The sequence below is a fragment of the Calothrix rhizosoleniae SC01 genome, assembly GCF_900185595.1.
GTDB lineage: Bacteria > Cyanobacteriota > Cyanobacteriia > Cyanobacteriales > Nostocaceae > Calothrix_A > Calothrix_A rhizosoleniae.
Genome location: NZ_FYBH01000100.1, coordinates 1 through 22,119 on the forward strand (window position 1 = coordinate 1; position 22,119 = coordinate 22,119).

Here is a 22,119-nt window from a genome sequence, read left to right on the forward strand (position 1 = left end):
GAGTTGCTTGATTGCCAGTTAAGGCTTGAGTATTGAACATTTTGGCTATTTCTATCGCTTCCTTCTCCGCTTCCGGTAGGGAATCTAGCTGTTCTGGCTCTACATAAATATTCACTTTAGGCATAGTGGGATTACCTACAACTACCATAGAGTTGCTGGAGTTGGATGATTGAGATTTTAATCCCAGCTTCTTGTCACGAGTCAATTGCAATACTTGGATGGAAGGAGCAATTGATATGGTGTGTTTTTCAATCAGGAATTTTTTATCTTTTTTATCTTGCAGAGCAGCAAAGGGGACAAGGAAGAGGGATTCATGGGGGACAAAAATTACACGCTCTTCTGGGTTAGTGGGTAATTTATCAGCAATGGGTTGAATCAGTAAGTTGTACATCTGCTGTAAACAGACATTTCCTCTGCAACCAAGACGACGGACTACTTGATCAGTGGGTGATGGAGTTGATGGATTATCACCTGTTTTAGAAGCAGCAGAACGGGTTTTGCGAACCAAACCAGTAATCAAATCATTAGCCAAGCTACGTTGAAGAGAACGACCTTCACCAATGGTAGCTGCTGCTGTACGGGCATCTTCTGCAAAGTCGCCTAACCTTTTATCTTTCAGGTCAACTTTCTCGAAGGCAATTTTACCAGTTGGTTTTATTACCCAAATATAGAGGTCATTTGAGGCGATGGAATAGTAGACAATGGTAGCGTTTTGTTCTTTGGCTACTGAACGAATTTGCTGGATGTTAGGGGGAAGAGAAGATTTTAGTTTTTGTTTTTCAATGATCAGTTCAGTAAAAGCGCGAGCGCGACCCCGTTCGGCGATTTCTAGGGCTTTGTGATTTTGTTTTTGAGCGATGAGAGTTTGTTGTAGAAGACGGTAGGTTTTAGCTTGGGTATCAAAGAAGGAGACTTTAAGGGTGTGATTATTACCAAGTAGAGAACGTTGAGATTCTAAGACTTGAATGGCATTACGTAGATGTTTTTCTGCTTGTTTTGGTTGTCCAGAGTCGAGATAAGCAAGTCCCAGATTGTTTAGAGAATTCCCTTCTCCATTACGATCGCCAATGGAGCGGGCGATTGATAAACTCTGCTGGTAGTAATTAATGGCTTTTTTGTAATCTCCCAGGGAATGATAAGCATTTCCCAGATGACCCAGAGAAGCACCCTCCCAATATTGGTCACCAATAGAGCGGGCGATTTTTAAACTCTGCTGGTGGTAATTGATGGCTTTTTTGTAATCTCCCAGGGAATTATAAACATATCCCAAACCGCCCAGAGATTTACTCTCCCCTTGTTGGTCACCAATGGAGCGGGCGATTTTTAAACTCTGCTGGTAGTAATTAATGGCTTTTTTGTAATCTCCCAGGGAATTATAAGCATATCCCAAACCGCCCAGAGAATTCACCTCCACTGCTTTGTCACCAAGGTCACGTGTGATTGACAAACTCTGCTGGAAGTATTCTATCGCCTGTTTTTGGTTACCCAAAGATGTGTAAGCCCATCCTAGACCATTTAAAGCCCTTCCCTCTCCCCTGCGGTCTTTAATATTTCGGTAAATTTTTAATGCTTGTTGGTAAGATTGTAATGCTGCCTTATACTGACTGGAATACCAATTTTTAGACCCTTGATTTAATAGCCTATCTGCTTCTTGTTTACGGCTATACTTGGTTTCAGCCAGTACTTCCAGGGGCACGGATATTACTGACAAATTCACCATCAACGGTACTGCAATACTTGTCAGCAATGCGATTAGAAATGCAGAACTTACTTTTTTTAACTGCATATTTTTATGAGGATAAGTTATTAGAACGGAAGCACCCCAATTTTTATACAATACCCTAGAAAGGTATCGCTACAGGGACAAAAGCCACTTGCGTGGGCTAAAATTTCTAGCCCGCGTAGGCAATGTAGTATTCATTCGCCTGTGTAAATACACAGATAATTGACATCATTCTGGAAGTTCCGTAAAAAATTAATCCTTAAAATATACAGATTCTTGATTCCTACCTGCAAAAATCACCGTCGTCGCTGTTGCAACTTCTGATAAACAGCCTTTAAATCAACATGATGGTGAGCTAAAGCCACTAAAGTGTGATAAAACAAATCAGCTACTTCCCCGGCGATCTCCTCTGGCTGATCATCCTTACACGCCATTACCACCTCGGCAGATTCTTCACCAATCTTCTTCAAAATTTTATTATCACCACCTGCAAGGAGTTTGCAAGTATAGGAACCTTCATGGGGATGATCCCGGCGATCGACTATGACTTGAAATAACTGGGATAAACTGTCTCCTGGAGGGGGATCAATTTGACTATCTACCTGATGAAAACAACTGCGTTCCCCCGTATGACAAGCAATATCTCCTACCTGTTCCACCCCTACCAATAAAGCATCACTATCACAGTCATAGCGCATACTCCGCACTTTTTGAATATGTCCAGAAGTCGCTCCTTTATGCCACAATTCTTGACGAGAACGACTCCAAAACCAAGTTTCTCCCGTAGATAATGTTTTCTGTAAGGATTCTTGATTCATCCATGCCATCATTAACACAGTACCATCTAGATAATCTTGGATAATGGCTGGCACTAATCCTCGTTCGTCGTAACGAATCTTTTCAACCGGGATAGCTTGCTCAAAGTCAGAATTAACGGAAGAAGACATACCAATTACTTCAAAAAAAGCGAAAATGGTTTATTCGTTCACCATACCATTAGACCTCTGGTAAAAATTAAATATGCGTCAGTAAGAGGCAGGGGAGCAGGGAGCAGGGAGCAGGGAGCAGGGAGCAAGGGGGAAACTCCCATGAGCGACTGCATCAAGAAAGGAATTATTGAGAAAGAGTGCTTATGCATCGCGGCACAATTATTTCTAATTTTTCCACTAATAAATTTGAGGGCTTGTATCCTTTTCTTTTTCAGTCAACCAAAACCTTTGTAGAGATATCTATTCTGTAAATCAATTATTTCTTCATAAACCTCACAAACCTACTACAGAAATTGCAGTTAAATTTTGTTAAGATAAGACACGATCCTTAAACCTGCCTGACCTAGCTTGGAGACTTGTTGATGCTGCGATTAGAACACATTAAAAAAATATACCCCACTGGTGAAGTTCTCAAGGATATCAACTGGGAAGTTAAACCAGGCGATCGCATCGGTTTAGTTGGTGTCAATGGAGCCGGTAAATCTACCCAACTAAAAATAGTATCTGGGGATATAGAACCGACTGCTGGAGAAATTATCCGCCCTGCGAGCTTACACATCGCTTACCTCAACCAAGAGTTTGAAGTAGATCCTTCGCGGACGGTGAGAGAAGAATTTTGGACTGTGTTTACAGAAGCGAATCAGGTACAACAGTCTTTAGCTCAGGTACAACGGGATTTGGAAAACGCCTCACCAGAAGAATTAGATGAATTAATTCACAAGTTGGATCGCTTACAACGAGAGTTTGAAGCTTTGGATGGATATGGTTTAGAAGCGCGGATCGGCAAAATCTTACCAGAAATGGGGTTTGAACAGGAGGATGGCGATCGCTTGGTGAGTGCTTTTAGTGGCGGTTGGCAAATGCGGATGGGATTAGGTAAAATTCTCCTCCAATCACCGGATTTATTGCTGTTAGACGAGCCGACAAACCATTTAGACTTAGAAACTATCGAATGGCTGGAAGGCTACCTTAAAGGCTTAAATACGCCGATGGTGATAGTCTCCCATGACCGGGAGTTTTTAGATCGGTTATGCACCCAAATTGTGGAGACAGAAAGGGGTGTTTCTACAACCTACCTGGGTAACTATTCCGCATATCTGCAACAAAAGGCGGAAAACCAAGCTGCACAAATGAGTGCTTATGAACGTCAGCAGAAGGAAATTGACAAGCAGCAAGCATTTGTGGAAAGGTTCCGTGCAAGTGCAACCCGCAGTACCCAAGCCAAAAGTAGGGAAAAGCAGTTAGACAAGATTGAGCGCATTGATGCACCTACAGCTAGTGTCAAAACCTTACAATTTCAGTTTCCTCCCGCACCCCGTAGTGGTAGGGAAGTGATCAAAATTAAAGATTTAACCCATGTATATGATGATAAGATTCTCTTTTTAGATACAAGTCTGTTGATTGAAAGGGGCGATCGCATAGCCTTTTTGGGCCCCAATGGTGCCGGAAAATCAACCTTACTACGGCTGATTATGGGTATGGAACCACCCACGGAAGGTAAAGTTAGTTTGGGCGAACATAATGTCCTTCCTGGTTATTTTGAACAAAACCAGGCTGAAGCATTAGATTTACAAAAAACAGTCATGGAAACTATCCATGATGAAGTTCCCGATTGGAAAAATGAGGAAGTACGGACACTTCTAGGTAAATTTTTATTTAGTGGTGATACTGTGTTTAAACAGGTGACTGCTTTAAGTGGGGGAGAAAAAGCACGTCTAGCCTTAGCGAAAATGCTACTTACACCTGCTAATTTATTAATTCTAGATGAGCCAACCAACCACTTAGATATTCCAGCCAAAGAAATGCTGGAGTCATCAATTAAGGATTATGACGGTACAGTTCTAGTAGTTTCCCACGATCGCTATTTTATTTCTCAAGTAGCTAATAAAATTGTGGAAATCCGCGATGGAGAATTTCGGGTTTATCTTGGGGACTATCACTATTATCTCGACAAAATTGCCGAAGAAAAAGAACAAGCTCGATTAGCTGCGATCGCGGCAGAAAAAGCTGCGAAAAAAGCCGCTAAAGCTGCTAAAGCCGCAGCGAAGAAAAAATAATCACCAAAATAGGGAGTAGGGAGTAGAGAGTAGGGAGTAGGGTCAGGATGTAGGGTGTGTTGTCGCGGAGCGCAACTCACCATCATATCAGGCTTTGGTGCGTTACGACTTACGTCTTTAGCGTGCCTCTTACAGAGGAACTACGTTAACGCGCAGCGTGTGCTTTGCACTTAGCCATGCCCGTTGGCGTAGCCGCCCTGAAAGGGCTAGGGCTATACACACCCTACAAATACCTAATTTTTTTCAATCTTCAAACCGGATTCCTATAGCAATTTTAGGTTGAGTAGAATACAGTTTTGTGTGATGGAAATCCATGACCATAAAACTTTCATCAATTCTGTTTGTATTCTATGCAAGTGAAAAACGCTATAAATTCTTCATCAGGGCACGGCACCAGTAAGATACTTTTATATATTGAAAGATTGTAGATCCCGTGCCCCTACCTATGAAAAACTAGGTTTTTTATAGTACATTATACTTTAATAAATAAAAACGTTTTTATAGAATTAGTATTACATATTAGCCCCACGGGCAATTTTGCCCACAATCAAGAATGAAAACACCTCTTCTCAACACCCAACACCAAACTACCAACTAACAACTAACAACTACCAACTACCAACTAACAACACATTTACCCAGTTCAGGTTCAAGCCAAAAAGTTGCGATGACTGGAATATTACAAAAACTCTATGCCAATTTGGTCAAAAACAAAATTACTCGCAATGTTCCCCAGGAACGAACTTACAGCGATCGCAATAATTGGCTACTAGCAATTCTCATTGCGAGTGTGGGGGTTAGTGCTGTAATTTTGGGTGCTCGTGAACTTAAGTGGTTGCAAAGGTGGGAGCTAAATGCCTATGATCGAATGCTGCGGCTACGTACTCCAGAAAAGCCAAATCATCGTATTGTTTTAGTCACTATAAATGAAGCTGATTTAAGAGCAACAAGTTGGCCATTGCCAGATAAAACTATAAATCAATTGTTGACAAAAATCGAGTCTTTTCAACCAAGAGTTATTGGTTTAAATCTTTATCGACCAGAACAGAAAAACTTGGCTGTGGGATTGAAAAATCCTCAGCATTTGATTGGGTTGTGTAAAATGAGTACTATTGCCAACCCCGCAATTCCACCACCAACTAATTTACCCAGCCAAAATATTGGTTTTAGCGATCTGATGACCGATGAAGATGTAATTCTCCGTCGTGTCTTATTATTTGCTTCCTCTAACGATCAAAAATGTGCCACTAATTTTTCTTTTGCTTCCTTACTAGCAATTGATTACTTACAAAAACAAGGTATTGATTATAATTTTCATGAAAAAACCAATGCTTTTAAACTGGGAAAAATCACCTTTCCCCAATTGACATCTGATTCTGGGAGTTACGAATCTTTAGATGCTGCGGGTTATCAAATATTGTTAAATTACCGCCACCCCAATCAATTTACCCAGATTACCCTCACCGAAGTACTGAATAATCAGGTCAAACCAGGAATATTCAAAGATAAGCTAGTAATTATTGGTACTAGTGCTGCCAGTATCCATCCTGGTTTTTATACACCTTACAGTGCTGATCCAGCACAACCAGCGAGAATGCCGGCGGTACTAATTCATGCTCAAATTGCCAGTCAATTACTTAGCTCTGTATTAGATGGGCGATCGCTAATTCAATATTGGTCGCAATGGGTAGAATTTATCTGGATCTGTGGCTGGTCATTATTGGGTAGTGGGGTTGTCTGGCGTTGGCGACAACATCCATTACGATTAGCAATAGTAGGAGGAACAGTTTTTATTTGTTTGCTCGGTATTTGTATAGTATCGTTTTTCCAAGCATTGTGGATACCAGTAATTCCCCCTGCTCTTGCCTTCTTCGTGACGGGAATTGGGGTAATGACTTATACAAACTACCACACCCAGCAAGATTCCCAAATAATTGTGCGTCAAGTCGAAACACAAAAAGAAGCAATTGAACAATTAAATACCCTCCTGAATGCCAATACAGGGATTCAAGATACACACAATCATTTTGATACAGAAGAAAAGAAAACAGGAGATTTTTTATTAGGAGGACGCTATAAAATCAATCAAGTCCTTGGTTCTGGTGGCTTTGGATGTACTTATTTAGCCGCAGATACCCAGCGTCCAGGTAATCCTATATGCGTTGTTAAACAATTGATGCCAGCACGTAGGGATACCAACTTTTTACAGGTTGCGAGGAGATTATTTAATACAGAAGCAGAAATTTTAGAAGCTTTAGGTAAACATAATCATATTCCCTCCCTCCTAGCATACTTTGAAGATAATCATGAATTTTACTTAGTTCAACAATATATTCAGGGAACAATTCTCAGCGATGAATTACCACCTAAAAGTGAAAAACAAGACGAAAAATTTGTAGTTAAAATGTTGCGAGAAGTTTTGCAAATACTAATTTTTGTCCATGAACATCGGGTAATTCATCGAGATATAAAACCGGGTAATATTATTAGAAATCAAGCTGATAATCATTTAGTTCTGATTGATTTTGGTGCGGTAAAAACCATGCAACCGCCTACCAGCGAACAAACGGAACTGGCAACAGTAGCTATTGGTACCCGTGGTTATGCACCACCAGAACAATTCGCCGGACATCCTCGCTTGTCCAGTGATATTTATGCTTTGGGAATGATTGGGATTCAAGCGGTGACAGGTATACCACCCCACGAACTACCAGCCAATGCCGAAACTGGTTGTGTGGAATGGCATCAATGGGCAAAAATTACTCCTGAATTGGTGGCAGTCTTAGATAAAATGGTAAATTATCATTTTAGCGATCGCTACCAATCAGCAGCAGCAGTTTTAGAAGATTTGCAAAAAATTAAACTTTCTGAGCAAATTGGGTAAGGTTGAAGAAGGCAGTTTTCTTCCTAACTTGAAAATGGGGAGTGGGGAGTCGGGAATCGGGAATCGGGAATCGGGAATCGGGAATCGGGAATCGGGAATCGGGAATCGGGAATCGGGAGTCGGTGACAGCTATTGTTATCCTTGGTGGTGAAATTTTCTCATCGGGACTGTCTTCAATCATAACCTGACACAAATGTACAACAAGTGTGATTAGAATAACAAAAGATATTCAATGCAAACCCAGCTAATGGGCATCAAAGATGGTAGCTTATTCTACACCCTTCCCTGATGTAAAAAGCCACTGGGCGCGAGACTTTATCGCAGCCTTGGCAGAACGTCGTATCCTCAATGGGTATCCAGATGGCACTTTTCGCCCGGATCGCTCGGTTTCTCGGGCTGAATTTGCGGCAATTGTTATGGCAATATTTACTCAGCCAACTCAGCGAGAATACGTACCATTTACAGATGTCCCTAGCACCCATTGGGCAGCAAAAGCAATTCAAAAAGCTTACGAAACAGGATTCCTTGTCGGTTATCCAGATGGCACTTTTCGCCCCAAGAATAAAATTGCTAGAGGTGATGCTCTAGTCGCCTTAGTAAATGGCTTAAAATTAGCAACAGATATCCCAGCAGACTTAGTTACAGCCCTACCTCAAATCTACCGAGATGCCGCGAATATTCCCAACTATACCTGCACTGGTGGCAATTGCCACCAGTGCAGGTATAGTTGCCAGTTATCCCAACGTAAGTATACTGAATCCCCAATTAGCAGCAACCCGCGCAGATATTTCCGCCATTGTCTATCAAGCTATGGTACTTCTGGAGAAGGGGACGGAAAAAATTGCCTCAGATTATATAGTTATCCCCCCAGCTAAGGAAAGTATCCTCAACACAGTCCAAGTTAGCCACCGTCGAGAGTTGCGGGGAGCCTGGATAGGCAGTGTATGGAATAGTGATTGGCCTTCTAAAGCTGGACTTTCAGCTAATCAGCAAAAAGCTGAGTTAGTCAATATTTTAAATAAATTAAAAACCCTAAATTTTAATGCTGTCTTCTTACAGATTAGACCAGAAGGGGATGCTTTGTATTCCTCCCAGTTAGAACCTTGGAGTTATTGGTTATCGGGAACCCAAGGAAAACCACCCAATCCCTATTATGATCCCTTAGAGTTTGCGATCGCAGAATGTCATAAGCGGAGTATAGAACTCCACGCTTGGTTTAACCCATACCGCGCCCAAACTTCTGTCAAACGAGGGAAAAATGTCCATCCCCACATATCTGTTACCAACCCAGAAGTTGTTTATCGCTGGGGTAATCAATTGTGGATGGATCCAGGAGCGAAGGTAGTACAAGACAAAGCTTACAATGTAATCATGGATGTACTCAAACGCTACGATGTTGATGGCATTCACTTAGATGATTATTTCTATCCCTATCCCATTGCTGGTAAGTCTTTCCCCGATAATCAAACCTATGGTGCTTATCGCTCTACTGGCGGTACTCTGAGCTTGGCAGACTGGCGACGGGAAAATGTCAACCAAATGGTGTCTCGTCTCTTCCAAGGGATTAAACAAGTCAAGCCCTATGTCAAATTTGGTATTAGCCCCTTCGGTATTTACCGACCCGGACAACCACCAGGAATTATGGGATTAGATGCTTATAATGTCCTGTATGCCGATGCCAAAAAATGGATGGAACAGGGTTGGGTTGATTATATCGCTCCCCAGCTTTATTGGCGGATTGAGCAAACTAGACAAAGTTATCCTACATTACTCAAGTGGTGGACAAGTATTAATCTCCAGCAGCGCCACATTTATGCTGGGAATAATTTGGCACAATTGGATGGAAAATCTTGGAAAAGCAGTGAAATTGACAAGCAAGTCAGGATTAGTCGCAGCTTATTAGGGAATTTATCCTTGGGTAATATTTTCTTTGATGTGGATTCTATTGTCAATAATCGGCAAGCGATCGCTGATAAGTTAAGATATTCCCTTTACAATCAACCAGCCCTAGCCCCCAACATGTCTTGGCAGCAAGCTGTGCAACCATCCCCACCAAATAATTTACACTTTAAGAATCGTAAACTGGGGTGGGATGAAGAGGTGAAAGATCCAGATATTCGTTGTTGGACTTTGTATCGGCAAACAGGAGACACTTGGCAATTCCAGCGAATATTATCGAGGGGTACAAATTTCGCCACCGTTGCACCTGGAACTTATGCTGTCTGTAAAGTGGATAGGATGGGGAATGAGAGTTTAGGGAGAATTATTTCAGTAACTTGATATTTGTTGCATATAATACCAATTTGAAACAGGATTGCGACACACAGAAATGTAAAGAGCTTGTGTATTAACTCGCTATGCCAGAATGAAGAAGGAAGAGGTAAATTGTAAATTTCAAGACACTTATGGCTTCCCCTTCTTTCTCTTCGATTTACTGGGTTTAAATCCCCACCAATTATCCTTCTTCCTTCGTTTAACTGAACTGTATTGTCCCCTAATTAGGAAAATACTGAATATTTGCTGAAAAAAGAATATTTTTTGATACAATAATAATTAGTCTATGAAAATAGATAATTAGGAATCCAAAAAGTAAATGCTACAAGCAAAGGTTGTTTTTTTATCAGGCATACAATAGCTAGCTATCAGCTTTGTATAATATTGCTCTTGCCTTATTTCAAATAGCCTCAGTATCTACCTTGCTTATTTTGTTGGTATAAATTATTGAGTTTCAGGTTAAACATATTCATCTACCAAGTCCCAGTATGTTGAATTGTAATGTTAACCAATTTGTCTGTTAAAGATTATCCGGCTGCTTTGAGAAGAATAGTTGCGCAAGAACCATCAAGGTTAATTGAGCAAGAAATAAATTTACCTACAATCTCTAAATATTTAGATCAGAGGAGAGAATATGCCCAATTAGTAGAGCAGGAAATACTTATAAATGAAAGAAAACAATTAACTGAGCGACAGAATCATATAATTTCATCAATTAGAAAATATGGCTATTGGCAAGGCAATATAAATCACATATTTGACTATCAAGCAGCTAATAACTTGATATCAAGATGTGATTCTTACTACAACTTTTTACAGCAAGATTTAAGCCAATATGATTATCATCAGAGTAATACTGTTACTCTGTCTCCCACTCATATTTCCCAAGATTCCCAGAACTGGATTGTTTATCAAAGTGGTTTAAATGAAAAATTACTGCAAATAGCTCATCAATATATTGGTTTGCCGGTAGGATATCATGGGGCTGAAATCCGTCTTAGCCGAGCTAATCCTTATGGACTTGATGTTAGTGGTCCAAAAACACCTCATCAAGACTGTGAAGAAGGACAAAAATATCCTCTACTTAAAGCAGTTCTGTATCTGAGCGATGTAACTGAAGATAATGGGCCTTTTACAATAATTCAAAATAATCAAAGTAAGCCATTTACAGGACTTAAAGGAACCCTAATTTTAGCTGATACTAGCCAGCAATTACATCATGGGATGCCACTAAAATCAGGGGAACGGATAGTGTTGTTTTGGACTTTTTCTAGTCGGAGACCGAGATATCCCCACAGATGTATTACTTGGCCACACTCCAATATTACTGTGAGAAAAATGACTAAAAATATGAGTGTAGTCCAACAGCAAGCAGCACGTTGGAGAGAATATTTCGCATTTTTACTATGTCCAGTACGTTATTATCCTTTCCCTGGTCACAATTTTTTCCTTGGTGATCGGAACATCATGGTTTAAGTGAACTACCTACGCCGCTCTTACGAGTCGGTGTAGGCTAATCTTGGTTTATCACCTCAGTTCCATTACGAATTTATGAAATACTGTACTAAGTAGACTTGTTCCTTCCCCCTGCTCCCTGCTCCCTACTCCCTACTTCCTACTCCCTGCTCCCTGCTCCCTGCTCCCTGCTCCCTGCTCCCTACTCCCTACTCCCCTGCCTATTCCTTAGAATTATTGTCACCATTAATTGCAAACATTCTTCACAAGTTCCTCAAAATTATCTTATACCCTAGAAGGTAGAGCTAGGTGCCTATCTCGGCTACTATTTGGTGTGTTGTTGGTTGGCGACTAGCTATTCCATAATATATGCCTTTTGACGTTCTCTCCGTCCTAAAGGAGCGGAGATTCTAAATATCACTATTTAGGTTTCCTCTTTCTTAGACAGACCTTTAAATCATCTATCTCTTGCGAGCAATACTTAAATCGTCTAACCGTTCAATAGAAACAATTAGCAAGCTTAACTTAGACAATCCCAAAGGGTCACGTCTCCAGAGGCGTACTAGGATATTCAGCCTAGAGTTATCGTGCGCCCCACGATACATTCTATTTGCTCAAACAAGAGTGGAAAAGCTTTAACTTTTCTGGATTGCTACTTTGTTGATTTCGCCAGCTATGTTTACACTCGTATTCGCTAACGAGCTGTCTTTATTGTTTCCCGACCTGTGGTGTTTCACCTATTTGGGTCGTCCTGTATGGTTGGATATTTTACCTGAGACAATACAATCATATCAAAAAGCCGTCCTAAAAAGACGGGGCTTTAGACTCAATTTTTTGGTAAAACTCAAACCATCTCCGTAATTCTTCGGGAGTTAAGTGATATTGATCGATCAATATATCAAGAGTAATTATTATGACTGCTAAATTCAGAGATCGCACTGAAGCGGGAAAAATGCTCGCCCAAAAATTAATAACCTATACTAACCGCAAAGATGGATTAGTTATGGCTTTACCTAGAGGTGGCGTACCTGTAGGTTATGAAGTAGCGAAGAAACTAAATATACCCCTAGATATCTGTATTGTGAGAAAATTAGGCGTACCCGGTCATAAAGAATTAGCTATGGGTGCGATCGCTTCTGGGGGTGTGCGGATACTCAACTATGATGTGGTCAGTTGGCTCAATATATCTAGTGGGACAATCGACGAAGTTGCAACCCATGAATTGAGGGAATTACAACGCCGTGATCAAGTATATCGGGGCGATCGCTCGCCACCAGATGTACGCAATAAGACAATTATTCTTGTGGATGATGGTATTGCTACTGGTTCTACCATACGGGCTGCCATTGCCATTCTCCAGCAGCAGCAGCCCCGACGGATTGTAATTGCAACTCCAGTAGCTCCCCTAACAGTCTGCCAAGAATTACAAGCCTTGGTTGATGAAGTTGTGCGTCTGTCCATGCCCGAACCATTTTATGCCATCGGCTTATGGTATGACAATTTTGCCCAAACCACGGATGCAGAAGTCAGAGAACTGTTAGATAAATCCAATCACCGATTCAATAAACCACAGACAATTACCAGATGAAAGAAGTAGTCAGTCAGAGGCAGAGGAGCAGGGAGCAGGGGAGAATCCTATACATGAATGTAGAGAGCAGCGCGCAGAAAGAGGGTCTCCCCCATGAGCGACTGCATCAAGAAAGGAATTATTGAGAAATAGTGCTTATGCATCGCGGCACAATTATTTCTAATTTTTCCACAAATAAATGATGCTGTGGGTCAATTAAGTGAGGGGTCAAGCACATCACCATGAAAACCTCGCTTTGCCATTCTTTCCCGCCCTGCAATGAATTGCGGGCTAATAAACGAAGTGCGTTTCAACGCACTGAAATACTTGGTATGCAAGCATGATTGGTCATACCCTTCAACCGATTCGCCCACAGTATCATAAATTTGGGGGCTTGTATCCTTTTCTTTTTCGGTCATAAATACCTCTTCCCTATCCCCCAACCCCTAACACCTAATATCTAATATCTAATACCTAATACCTAATACCATTTCTCTAAATCCTGGCTACAGATAATTCTTCCCCTGCTCCCTGCTCCCTACTCCCTACTCCCTATGAATGAAGAATCTTCGCCCTTGTAGGGCACAGAGTTTCAAAACAGAAACATTAAATATTAATTCCCCCCTCAAATTCAGGATGTGAGAATCGATGTTTTGGTGTTAAATATTGATTGTTGCTAAAAATTAACTGTCAAACACAAAATTGGCGATTTAGTCAGACAATATTTTTTCTAGGAGTGAATGTGAATACTAATTTTATGCGTCACGGTTTCTTGGGATTACTGAGTGTAACAGTTCTCGTAATCCCAGGTATTAGCTCATCTGCTATTGCCCAGACAACAGAAAGCACAAGGGTTCAACAAGATTCACCATCGATGCAAGCCATAGACTCTTTAGATGGAATTGATATTCAGGTGCAGAACCACAGCCAAAATCTTTTTACTCTTACCAAAGAACAATCCCCAGATGCAATTACACCAGATTCTAGCAATCCAGTAGTTACACCAATTCCTGGTACAACGGCTACATCATCAACAGCCTTGAATTTCCAAGATATACAGCCCACCACTACAGCCCAATCACCTACCACTAAAGTTGCCCAAACAAATATTCTTCCAGGTAGAGCTACTCGTGGTGGCAGAAGTTATGTTGGTGTTGGCATCAACGTTGGTATCAGTGGTGATGACTCCGCTTTAGGAGATGCCAATTTTTCAGTTCTGAGTAAAATTGGTCTGACTAGAAGTATATCAGTTAGACCATCGGCAGTAATCAACGAGGATAATTCTGTCATCTTAGTACCCGTAACCTATGATATTTCCATCCGGGATACAGCAGATCCATTTACTGAATTATTGCCTTTTACTCCTTACGTAGGTGTTGGTGCTGCTTTTAAACTGGGTGATGACTCGGAAACCGGATTGCTCCTATCTGGAGGAGTTGATTTTCCCCTCGGTTCCAGGTTTACAGCCAATGCTTCAGTAAATGCTGGCTTTTTTGACGATGTAGATATCGGTTTATTGTTGGGAGTTGGTTTTAACTTCCCTGGATTCTAAAAGTTAAAAGTGAAGAGTTATAATCTGCTAACTCTTCACTTTTAACTACTTATTGAGGACTAACTTTATCAATTACCTTGATTTTGCCATCATCTCCTACTGTCCACACATCATAAACACCTATTACATCACCATTGGCATCAATATCTACGTTACCGCTAGCTCCCTGGTAGTTAATGTTTTTACCTTCTTTAAGTAACTTCAAGCCTTGACACACATCAGTTACTTCCTCCCCAGGAGCATTGGCAACTTCCTTAATCTTGCTAGATATGCCAACACCTGTATTATCTTTTGCCGCTTGAGCTGCCAATGTCAATAAAGCAGCAGCATCCCAAGCCTGGGGTGCATATTCTCCTGGAGAACTACCTTTTTTCTCTTTCCACAGTTTGTTTAAAGCTTCTAATGCCTTACCATCTGAACCTGGTACTGTACCAACAGCTCCAGAAATAATATACTTTCCATCGCCAGCCTTACCAACTTGTCCGGGAAAGGAGTCCGACTTCACCCCATCTGTGAGCATAATTTGTACATCTTTAGTCAAACCTTGCTGATAAGCAGCTTTGAGGAATAAACTACCAGTTTCAGCATACAATACTGCAATTACTGCTTGTGGTTGTCCAGCAAAGGTGGATACAGCTTCAGTGTCAAAGGTTTGAGCTTTGGGATCGTAACGGACGGGTTTATTTTTATTAACTACAGTTCCCCCTAATTTTTCAAAAGCCTTTACAAATGCTTTTTCAAACCCCACACCATAATCGTTATTGATGACTACTGTGGAAACTTTTGTAAAGCCTTTTTTCTTCGCAAGTTGTGCTAATGCTAACGCTTGATAAGTATCTGGAGGTGCAGTCCTTGCCCAAAAGCCTTTATAGTCACCTTTCTTTGCCTTTTCCGTAAATACTGGGCTGGTGCTACCAGGAGAAACGAGCATGACTTTATTGGGTACGGCGATAGATACAGCAGCGCTGGAAACACTACTGGCAAATGCACCAACTACACCACCTACTTTATCTAAGTTCGCTAGTTTAGTCATTCCTGCTGTTCCTGCTTTAGGATCGGTTTGACTGTCTACTTCTATTAAGGTAACTTTTTCTCCATTTATCCCACCGCAGGCATTAACAGTATCTACTAGTAAGGGAACTGCACCTACCATTTGTTGCCCAACTGATGCTAAATCTCCGGTAGTGGGTAGTAGGGAACCTATTTTTAACCCTTTGTCACTTGTAGTAGTTGAGTTGGTGCTGGAAGTACTGTTATTGTTGGGTGATGTTTGAGAACCACAAGCTGCCAACACAAAACCAGCTGCTAAGGCTGTAATCCCAAGGGATACAGCAGTGTAAACTCTAGGCATATTTCTATTTCACTCCTCATCAGTTCAGGAGCTTATTAGTATATATGAAAACTTGGTATGATAGTTTGACTGAACCACTAATTATGGGGCATTACCTGGAACTATTATTTTCCAGGTTTAGCTGATCAGTGTTCAAAATATAACTTACTCCGGAAACGGAGAGGGAGGGATTCGAACCCTCGGTACGGAGTTGCCTGCCGTACAACAGATTAGCAATCTGCCGCTTTCAACCGCTCAGCCACCTCTCCTCGGTCACGAATAATAATATTAGCTAACTTCTTAACGATAGTCAATACCTATGAATGATTAAATCTCAAACTGGGGCTGGGTAAAGAATTGAGGGTACGAATGTCGGGATTTATTCTCCAAACGAAGAAGGGAGTTTACATAATAAGCACTAACTGTACAAATATGCTGCAAAATCCCGAATGTTACTTTCATGAAGTTAAAGTACTTGCGATCGCAACCAAGCTATGGGTAACGAACGTATTTTTTGCCACTGGGGTACGTAGGCACGTTGATTAAATACATCATAATCGTTGCGTTCAATACTCTTTAAGATTTGGCTGTAATGCATTAATGCAGCCCACACTGGCAACCTGGCATCAGGAGATAGATAACTGATACCTTTTTCCGCCTGAGCATAAAATTGCCAGGTTCTGGCAATTTGAAATCTCATCAAGGAACGCCAGCGATTATCAACCACGCCCTGTAATAAATCTTGCTCTGTATAATTAAACTGAGCTAAATCATCCAGGGGTAAATAAATCCGACCTCGTTGAGCATCTTCCCCCACATCCCTTAAGATATTTGTCATTTGACTGGCAATTCCCAGGGCGATCGCTTCTTCTGTAGGAATGTAAGGATTCGTTTTACGGTTCCAGGGAGACATTTCCCGTTTTCTATCGATTCCCATTACGGCTGTTGACATTAAACCAACCGTACCGGCAACACGATAGCAGTATGAATATAATTCCTCAAAAGTTTGGTAGCGATTGCGGTATAAATCCATACGTTGACCTGCAATCATATCCCGGAAGGGTTGAATGTCCATAGGAAAGCGTTGCAGGGTATCAACTAAAGCGACATCAAAATTGTCTTGCGGTTGTCCGGTAAAAATAGATTCTAAGTGGTTTTCCCAATGTTCCAGAGTTTCTGGTGTCGTGATGTCAGCACCGGGGCCGTCTACCAGTTCATCGGTACGGCGACACCAGGCATAAATTGCCCAAATCGCTTGACGCTTTCTCTGGTTCATCAGCAAAGTACCTAGATAAAAAGTCGTAGCATATTTTGCTGTTAGCTGACGGCATAGTTCGTAGGATTCTTCCAAAGATACCGATGGTTTCATGGACGGGGGTGAATCAGGCAGTTGCAGCATTCGTTGCAGGCTGGAGAGTTGTCATTTGTGGGTTAGAGGAGTTTGCCTCAGGGGGGGCTTTGGTAATAGCCCGTGCTGTCAGCTTACCAGAAAGTACGGCACCTTCCATACTTGCTAGGTAACGTTGCATGGTGTAATCCCCCGTAAGATAAAAATTACTAATTGGTGTTTCTTGGGATGGGCGGTATGCTTGACGACCTGGTATTGCTTTGTAAACTGATCGCGGTGTTTTGACCACGTGATATTTCAGCAATTTTGCCGTATTATCTCCAGTAAAATGTTGGGGGAAAAGTTTTTCTAATTCTGCCAAGGTCACTTGGACAATCTCTTCATCTGATTTAGAAATCCAATCTTTTGCCGGAGCTAAAACTAATTCCAACATGGAGCGATCGCTATTGGCATATTCCTTACAAGTATTGCTCATGTCCGCATAAACACTAAGCAAGGGAGAGCGGGAAAATAGTAAATGATCTATATCCGTAAGTTTACGGTCAAACCACAGATGCAAGTTAATAACTGGCACTCCTTCTAAACCATCCAATTGTTGGAAAAATTCCTGCTGTTTCCAAGATTGGGGAAGCATAACTTTCAATGGATCAACAGGCATGGCAGAAACGTACATATCTGCTGTTTCTACATAATCTGGTTCTCCATTTAATCCCCGCATCAGGAACCCTTGCACTGTACCATCCGAGTTGAGTAAAATTTCTTTTAAGGGAGCATTCAAACGCACTTCCCCACCTCGTTCGGTAATATAATCTACCATAGGTTGACACAAACGTTCAGTGGGAGAACCGTCCAGAAAAGCCATTTTAGAACCGTGTTTCTCTTGGAGAAAGCGATTCAAGGCAGTTAGCAAGATAGTGGCTGAAATTTCTTCCGGTCCAATAAAGTTTAATGCCTTGGACATGGCAATAAAAACTTCCTTCTCCACACGTGGGGGAATGTTTTGCTTCTGCATCCATTCCGACCAAGAATATTTGTCCATAGCTTCGACATACTTCTGACCCTGAATCATTGCCGGTAATAAACCGATCCCAAACCGGATCTTTTCTGCCCAAGTGAGCATATCATTATTGCGTAAAATCGCCACTACACCATTTAAAGGAGCCGGTAAATCAGGAAAATCAAAACGGCTATAGGTTCCCGGTGCATTGGGCTGATTGAAGATCATTGTGTGTTCTTTCCACTGCAACCGATCCTCAATGTCTAATTCTTTGAATAACTGCAACATATTCGGATATGCTCCGAAAAAAATATGTAGACCAGTTTCATACCAGTCTCCATCCGCATCTTTCCATGCCGCTACCTTTCCACCAAGTACGTCTCGACGTTCCAAGACAATTGGTGTATGACCCGCATCTGTGAGATATTTAGCACAGGAAAGTCCTGCTAATCCTGCTCCCGCGATCACTACTCGCATGTAATTTTACTACTCTTTAATATTTCTTAACGGTTTGACCTTTATTATACTTTGCAATCCGTTACATTTGATATGTTTTGTAATTTGTCATTTGTAAAAGGCTAACAATCATCTGGTGCTGACATCTATTTTTTATTAGGTTTTGACGATCTGAACTCATTTTTTCATGCTTTTCATTCTTGGACAAGAAAAACACCAGAAAGCTCTCGTCAAGAAAAATACGAACTTTTAATCGATTTTTTCTCTTTTTTCAGCAAGCCCTAATTATGGGCTTCTCCAGCCCTGCTCCACCTAACCCCTAATCTCTTTCACTTAAACAAATTCCCCCTGAGCTACCAAAATCACCTTTCCTCCCACATTCACATCAATACCTGTATTGTTTTTTTCAGCTTGCAGTAGTAGTAAAGAAGGTCTACCAATCTCATACCCCTGTTCTACCCGGATATCTATTTGGTTTTTCCCAAAGTAACCATGTTCAACCAAATAACCAGCCAAGCAACCATTAGCACTACCTGTGGCGGGGTCTTCTGGAATACCGACATAATCACAAAATACCCGCACATGTAAATGATTGTCTGGATGGTAAGTTTCTGGACAAAAAGCGAGGATACATTTTGCTTCAGTATTAGCAATTAGCTGAAAATATTTTTCCTTATTCAGATTAATTTGCTTTAATGTAGATATATCTTTTAAAGGAACAATAATAAAAGGTAAGCCTGTAGAAACTTCCTGAATTGGAAAACGAGAATCTATCCCATTAATATCTATTTGGAGAATTTCAGCGATCGCCTCCCCTGGAATCTCACTGTAGAAGGTTGGTGTATTTTGTCGCATCCACAGCCATTCTGGTAAACCATCAGTGTAATTGATGGTGACAGGGATTTGTCCAACTCCTAGATTTAAAGTAATCTTTTCTACTGGTTGTTGAATAATAGCTTGTTGCAAGATATATCCTGTTCCTAAAGTGGGATGTCCAGCAAAGGGAATTTCTTGATTGGGCGTAAATATTCTTACTTCATAACCTCCATTTTGTTCTTGAGGCGAAGTAATAAATGTAGTTTCTGAATAATTAATTTCTTGAGCAATGCTCTGCATTTCCTCAGTATTCAGGTTTCCTGCATTGGTAAATACAGCTAATTGATTACCTGTATATTTACGTTCAGCAAACACATCAACAATGAAATAATTAAGACTAGTCATTTTAGTGATTCAGTTACACTGATTTAAATCCTTGTCTCATCATCCCATCATCTCTTTCATTCCGGGCGGAGAAATCCCGCCCTTACTCCTTCCCTCTTTCCCTCTTTCCCTCTTTCCCTCTTTCCCTCTTTCCCTCCTTCCCTCTTTCCCTCCTTCCCTCCTTCCCTCCTTCACTCCCCATCCATCCATTCTTGTAAATTATATTTTGGTGGAACAACGTTGAAGATATGTAAACCAAAATCCCGTGCAATGTCTTCACACACTTTCATCCCTCTGATACTGTTACCCCTGGTATCCAAAAGGGGGGAAAAAGTGCCAATACCTAATTTTCCTGGAACTGTCGCTGCAATTCCTCCCCCAACACCACTTTTAGCCGGAATACCCACTCGATACACCCATTCTCCAGAGTAGTTGTACATACCACAGGTGAGCATGACACTAATTACATCTTTAACATAACGCTCATCCAAAGCTCGTTCCCCTGTAATCGGATTAATCCCACCATTAGCCAGGGTAGCTGTCATCACCGCTAAATCTCGCGCATCTACCATAATTGAGGATTGCTGAAAATATAAGTCCAAGGTTTCTTCAATCCGTTCATTTATCATGCCAAAATTAAGCATTAAGTAAGCGATCGCTCGATTACGATTGCTTGTAGCTCTTTCTGATAGAAACACTGGGACATTAATATCTAAATCTCGACCAGTATAAAGACGAAACACCTGTAAAATCCGCTTCAACCTTTCCGTAGCCCCATTACCTTTAATTAAATCAGTAGTAGCGATCGCACCAGTATTTACCATCGGATTATAGGGACGGTTTGTTTTTTCATCCAACACAATGGAATGAAATCCTTCCCCCGTTGGTTCAACACCCACCTTAGAATTTACATATTCCCTGCCATGATCTTCCAGTGCTATACCATAAACAAAGGCTTTGGCAATGGATTGGATGGTAAATAACTTTTGAGATTCTCCCACCTGAAAAACTTGACCATTGGTTGTCGCCACACAAATGCCAAAGGAATCTGGATTCGCTAGTGCTAATTCTGGGATGTATTTCGCTAAAACCCCATCATCCAAGGATTGATATTTTTCGTACAATTCATTTAGATAAGCTGTCCCACATTTAGCTTGCATATTTTTTCGCTTGAAACCTTTGCCTAGCTTGGATTTTTTAGAAAAATTAGATGTCTTTCAGCTTAGTTGCAAAAATATAGAAAAAATTGTTGAGATAGAACATTTTAATAACTAGGGATTGTTATTCTCACATTTCAGTCCAACTTTTCTGTACCCATAGGAACTAAGGGAGTTATGTATATATAAAAAGATACCAGTTATAGGGCTACGCGCAAGTAATAAGTAACAAGTAGCAAGTCATAAATTTACTGTTAATAGGTTTCAGCATTTCTCAGAACACATTTTTTGCCCAACAATATTGGAATTGTTCAGTTTCAAGAATGATGACAATGAAATATTTTTTTTATTTTGTAATTGCTGATACAATAAACTTCTACCCCTTTATTTTAATTTTCTCAAAAAAAACTATCTAAATAGTTATAAATTTTACAAATTACGTATTATGTACAACAAATATTTAACCAGAATCCATCGTCAATGATCAAAAATTACGTGGAGTCAAATATTTATCACTTCATTCTGTAATAGCAATCACTTTAATTTAAAAAGAAAGACAATGTAGTATTTATCACTAAACATATGTGCAATGGTATGCAACTTATATATCTACATTGTGTAAGTGTTTTTAGTTTATTTGCAGCCAATTGATTGACAAAAATAACAAGCGAATTTACTTGTTAAATAGTTTTTAACGTTGAAAATAAGCAATTATTTTCAAAAAGTAAAATAATCATGACAATTGGATATATTCATTGTCCAACAAAGGTTAGAGACCTAAATGATAATCATAAAAGTGAATTAAATGATACAAAGATTAAGCTTTTAACGCTCCAGATGTATGATAAGTGACATTTAAAGCTGGAGTATATTTTTGTACCGTTTACACTCAATTAATACATTATTTTTATACAGAAAAATATTTATTGTTTGTGTACTTGATTTAACGAATAACTAAGTAATGGACAATTTATTAACTGGCATAAGCTTCATTTTAGAAAAGCATATGATCGCTAATTTCAAGTAAGTGTTACTACGGTGTTTTTTTGTTGACAAAAACAATTAAGATGTCTTAGATTAAATAGAATTAAGATACTTTTACAGAACAGAATCAGAGTAATTTAGTAATG

The 22,119-nt window shown here is 40.4% G+C and carries 14 protein-coding genes, 1 tRNA gene and 1 pseudogene; 6 read left to right on the forward strand and 10 right to left on the reverse strand.

Annotation, left to right across the window (positions count from 1 at the left end; translation table 11 throughout):
- Window positions 1-1,786 (reverse strand): CHAT domain-containing protein (locus tag CALSC_RS05610; protein WP_088240416.1); only part of this gene is annotated, 1,786 nt, incomplete at its 3' end.
- Window positions 1,787-2,019: 233 nt separating this feature from the next.
- Entirely contained in the window at window positions 2,020-2,670 is a 651-nt protein-coding gene (hisIE, locus tag CALSC_RS05615; protein WP_088240417.1) for a bifunctional phosphoribosyl-AMP cyclohydrolase/phosphoribosyl-ATP diphosphatase HisIE, read from the reverse strand.
- Window positions 2,671-3,074: 404 nt separating this feature from the next.
- On the opposite strand from hisIE, the gene CALSC_RS05620 reads away from it, so the two are divergent.
- Together CALSC_RS05620 and CALSC_RS05625 are read left to right on the forward strand one after the other, a co-directional pair.
- Window positions 3,075-4,769, forward strand: coding sequence for an ABC-F family ATP-binding cassette domain-containing protein (locus CALSC_RS05620; protein ID WP_088240418.1), 1,695 nt, complete (start codon window positions 3,075-3,077; stop codon window positions 4,767-4,769).
- A gap of 667 nt (window positions 4,770-5,436) precedes the next feature.
- Window positions 5,437-7,653, forward strand: coding sequence for a CHASE2 domain-containing protein (locus CALSC_RS05625; protein WP_088240419.1), 2,217 nt, complete (start codon window positions 5,437-5,439; stop codon window positions 7,651-7,653).
- Here the strand turns inward: CALSC_RS05625 and CALSC_RS26285 are convergent.
- Window positions 7,628-7,834, reverse strand: a complete 207-nt coding sequence (locus CALSC_RS26285; RefSeq protein WP_159460569.1) for a hypothetical protein — start codon at window positions 7,832-7,834, stop codon at window positions 7,628-7,630. The genes CALSC_RS05625 and CALSC_RS26285 overlap by 26 nt on opposite strands.
- Window positions 7,835-7,913: 79 nt before the next feature.
- Here CALSC_RS26285 and CALSC_RS05630 point away from each other — a divergent pair.
- From CALSC_RS05630 to CALSC_RS05640, 3 genes and pseudogenes are all read left to right on the forward strand, one after another.
- Window positions 7,914-9,933: pseudogene (locus CALSC_RS05630) on the forward strand (glycoside hydrolase family 10 protein).
- A gap of 507 nt (window positions 9,934-10,440) precedes the next feature.
- Window positions 10,441-11,403, forward strand: coding sequence for a 2OG-Fe(II) oxygenase family protein (locus tag CALSC_RS05635; protein ID WP_235006688.1), 963 nt, complete (start codon window positions 10,441-10,443; stop codon window positions 11,401-11,403).
- 892 nt (window positions 11,404-12,295) lie between these two features.
- Window positions 12,296-12,970: a phosphoribosyltransferase gene (locus CALSC_RS05640; protein ID WP_088240421.1), complete on the forward strand. Its 675-nt coding sequence runs from the start codon at window positions 12,296-12,298 to the stop codon at window positions 12,968-12,970.
- Between the two features lie 191 nt (window positions 12,971-13,161).
- Here CALSC_RS05640 and CALSC_RS05645 read toward each other — a convergent pair whose 3' ends face one another.
- Window positions 13,162-13,368: a hypothetical protein gene (locus tag CALSC_RS05645; protein WP_088240422.1), complete on the reverse strand. Its 207-nt coding sequence runs from the start codon at window positions 13,366-13,368 to the stop codon at window positions 13,162-13,164.
- 323 nt (window positions 13,369-13,691) lie between these two features.
- On the opposite strand from CALSC_RS05645, the gene CALSC_RS05650 reads away from it, so the two are divergent.
- The gene (locus CALSC_RS05650; protein ID WP_088240434.1) at window positions 13,692-14,501 is read left to right on the forward strand and encodes a superantigen-like protein SSL4; all 810 of its coding nucleotides are present in this window, start codon (window positions 13,692-13,694) and stop codon (window positions 14,499-14,501) included.
- A 49-nt stretch (window positions 14,502-14,550) separates the two neighbouring features.
- Here CALSC_RS05650 and CALSC_RS05655 read toward each other — a convergent pair whose 3' ends face one another.
- The 6 genes from CALSC_RS05655 to glsA form a co-directional block, all read right to left on the reverse strand.
- Window positions 14,551-15,852: an ABC transporter substrate-binding protein gene (locus CALSC_RS05655; protein ID WP_088240423.1), complete on the reverse strand. Its 1,302-nt coding sequence runs from the start codon at window positions 15,850-15,852 to the stop codon at window positions 14,551-14,553.
- Window positions 15,853-16,008: 156 nt separating this feature from the next.
- A tRNA-Ser gene (locus CALSC_RS05660) sits at window positions 16,009-16,100 on the reverse strand.
- 197 nt (window positions 16,101-16,297) lie between these two features.
- Window positions 16,298-17,230 (reverse strand): 15-cis-phytoene synthase CrtB, encoded by a 933-nt coding sequence (crtB, locus tag CALSC_RS05665; RefSeq protein WP_088240424.1) that lies wholly within the window; start codon window positions 17,228-17,230, stop codon window positions 16,298-16,300.
- Entirely contained in the window at window positions 17,214-18,653 is a 1,440-nt protein-coding gene (gene pds / locus CALSC_RS05670; RefSeq protein WP_088240425.1) for a 15-cis-phytoene desaturase, read from the reverse strand. Before pds ends, crtB begins: the two co-directional genes overlap by 17 nt.
- Window positions 18,654-18,965: 312 nt before the next feature.
- Window positions 18,966-19,853, reverse strand: a complete 888-nt coding sequence (locus CALSC_RS05675) for a PhzF family phenazine biosynthesis protein (protein ID WP_088240426.1) — start codon at window positions 19,851-19,853, stop codon at window positions 18,966-18,968.
- Between the two features lie 170 nt (window positions 19,854-20,023).
- The gene (glsA, locus tag CALSC_RS05680) at window positions 20,024-20,992 is read right to left on the reverse strand and encodes a glutaminase A (RefSeq protein ID WP_088240427.1); all 969 of its coding nucleotides are present in this window, start codon (window positions 20,990-20,992) and stop codon (window positions 20,024-20,026) included.
- Between the last annotated feature and the right edge of the window lie 1,127 nt (window positions 20,993-22,119).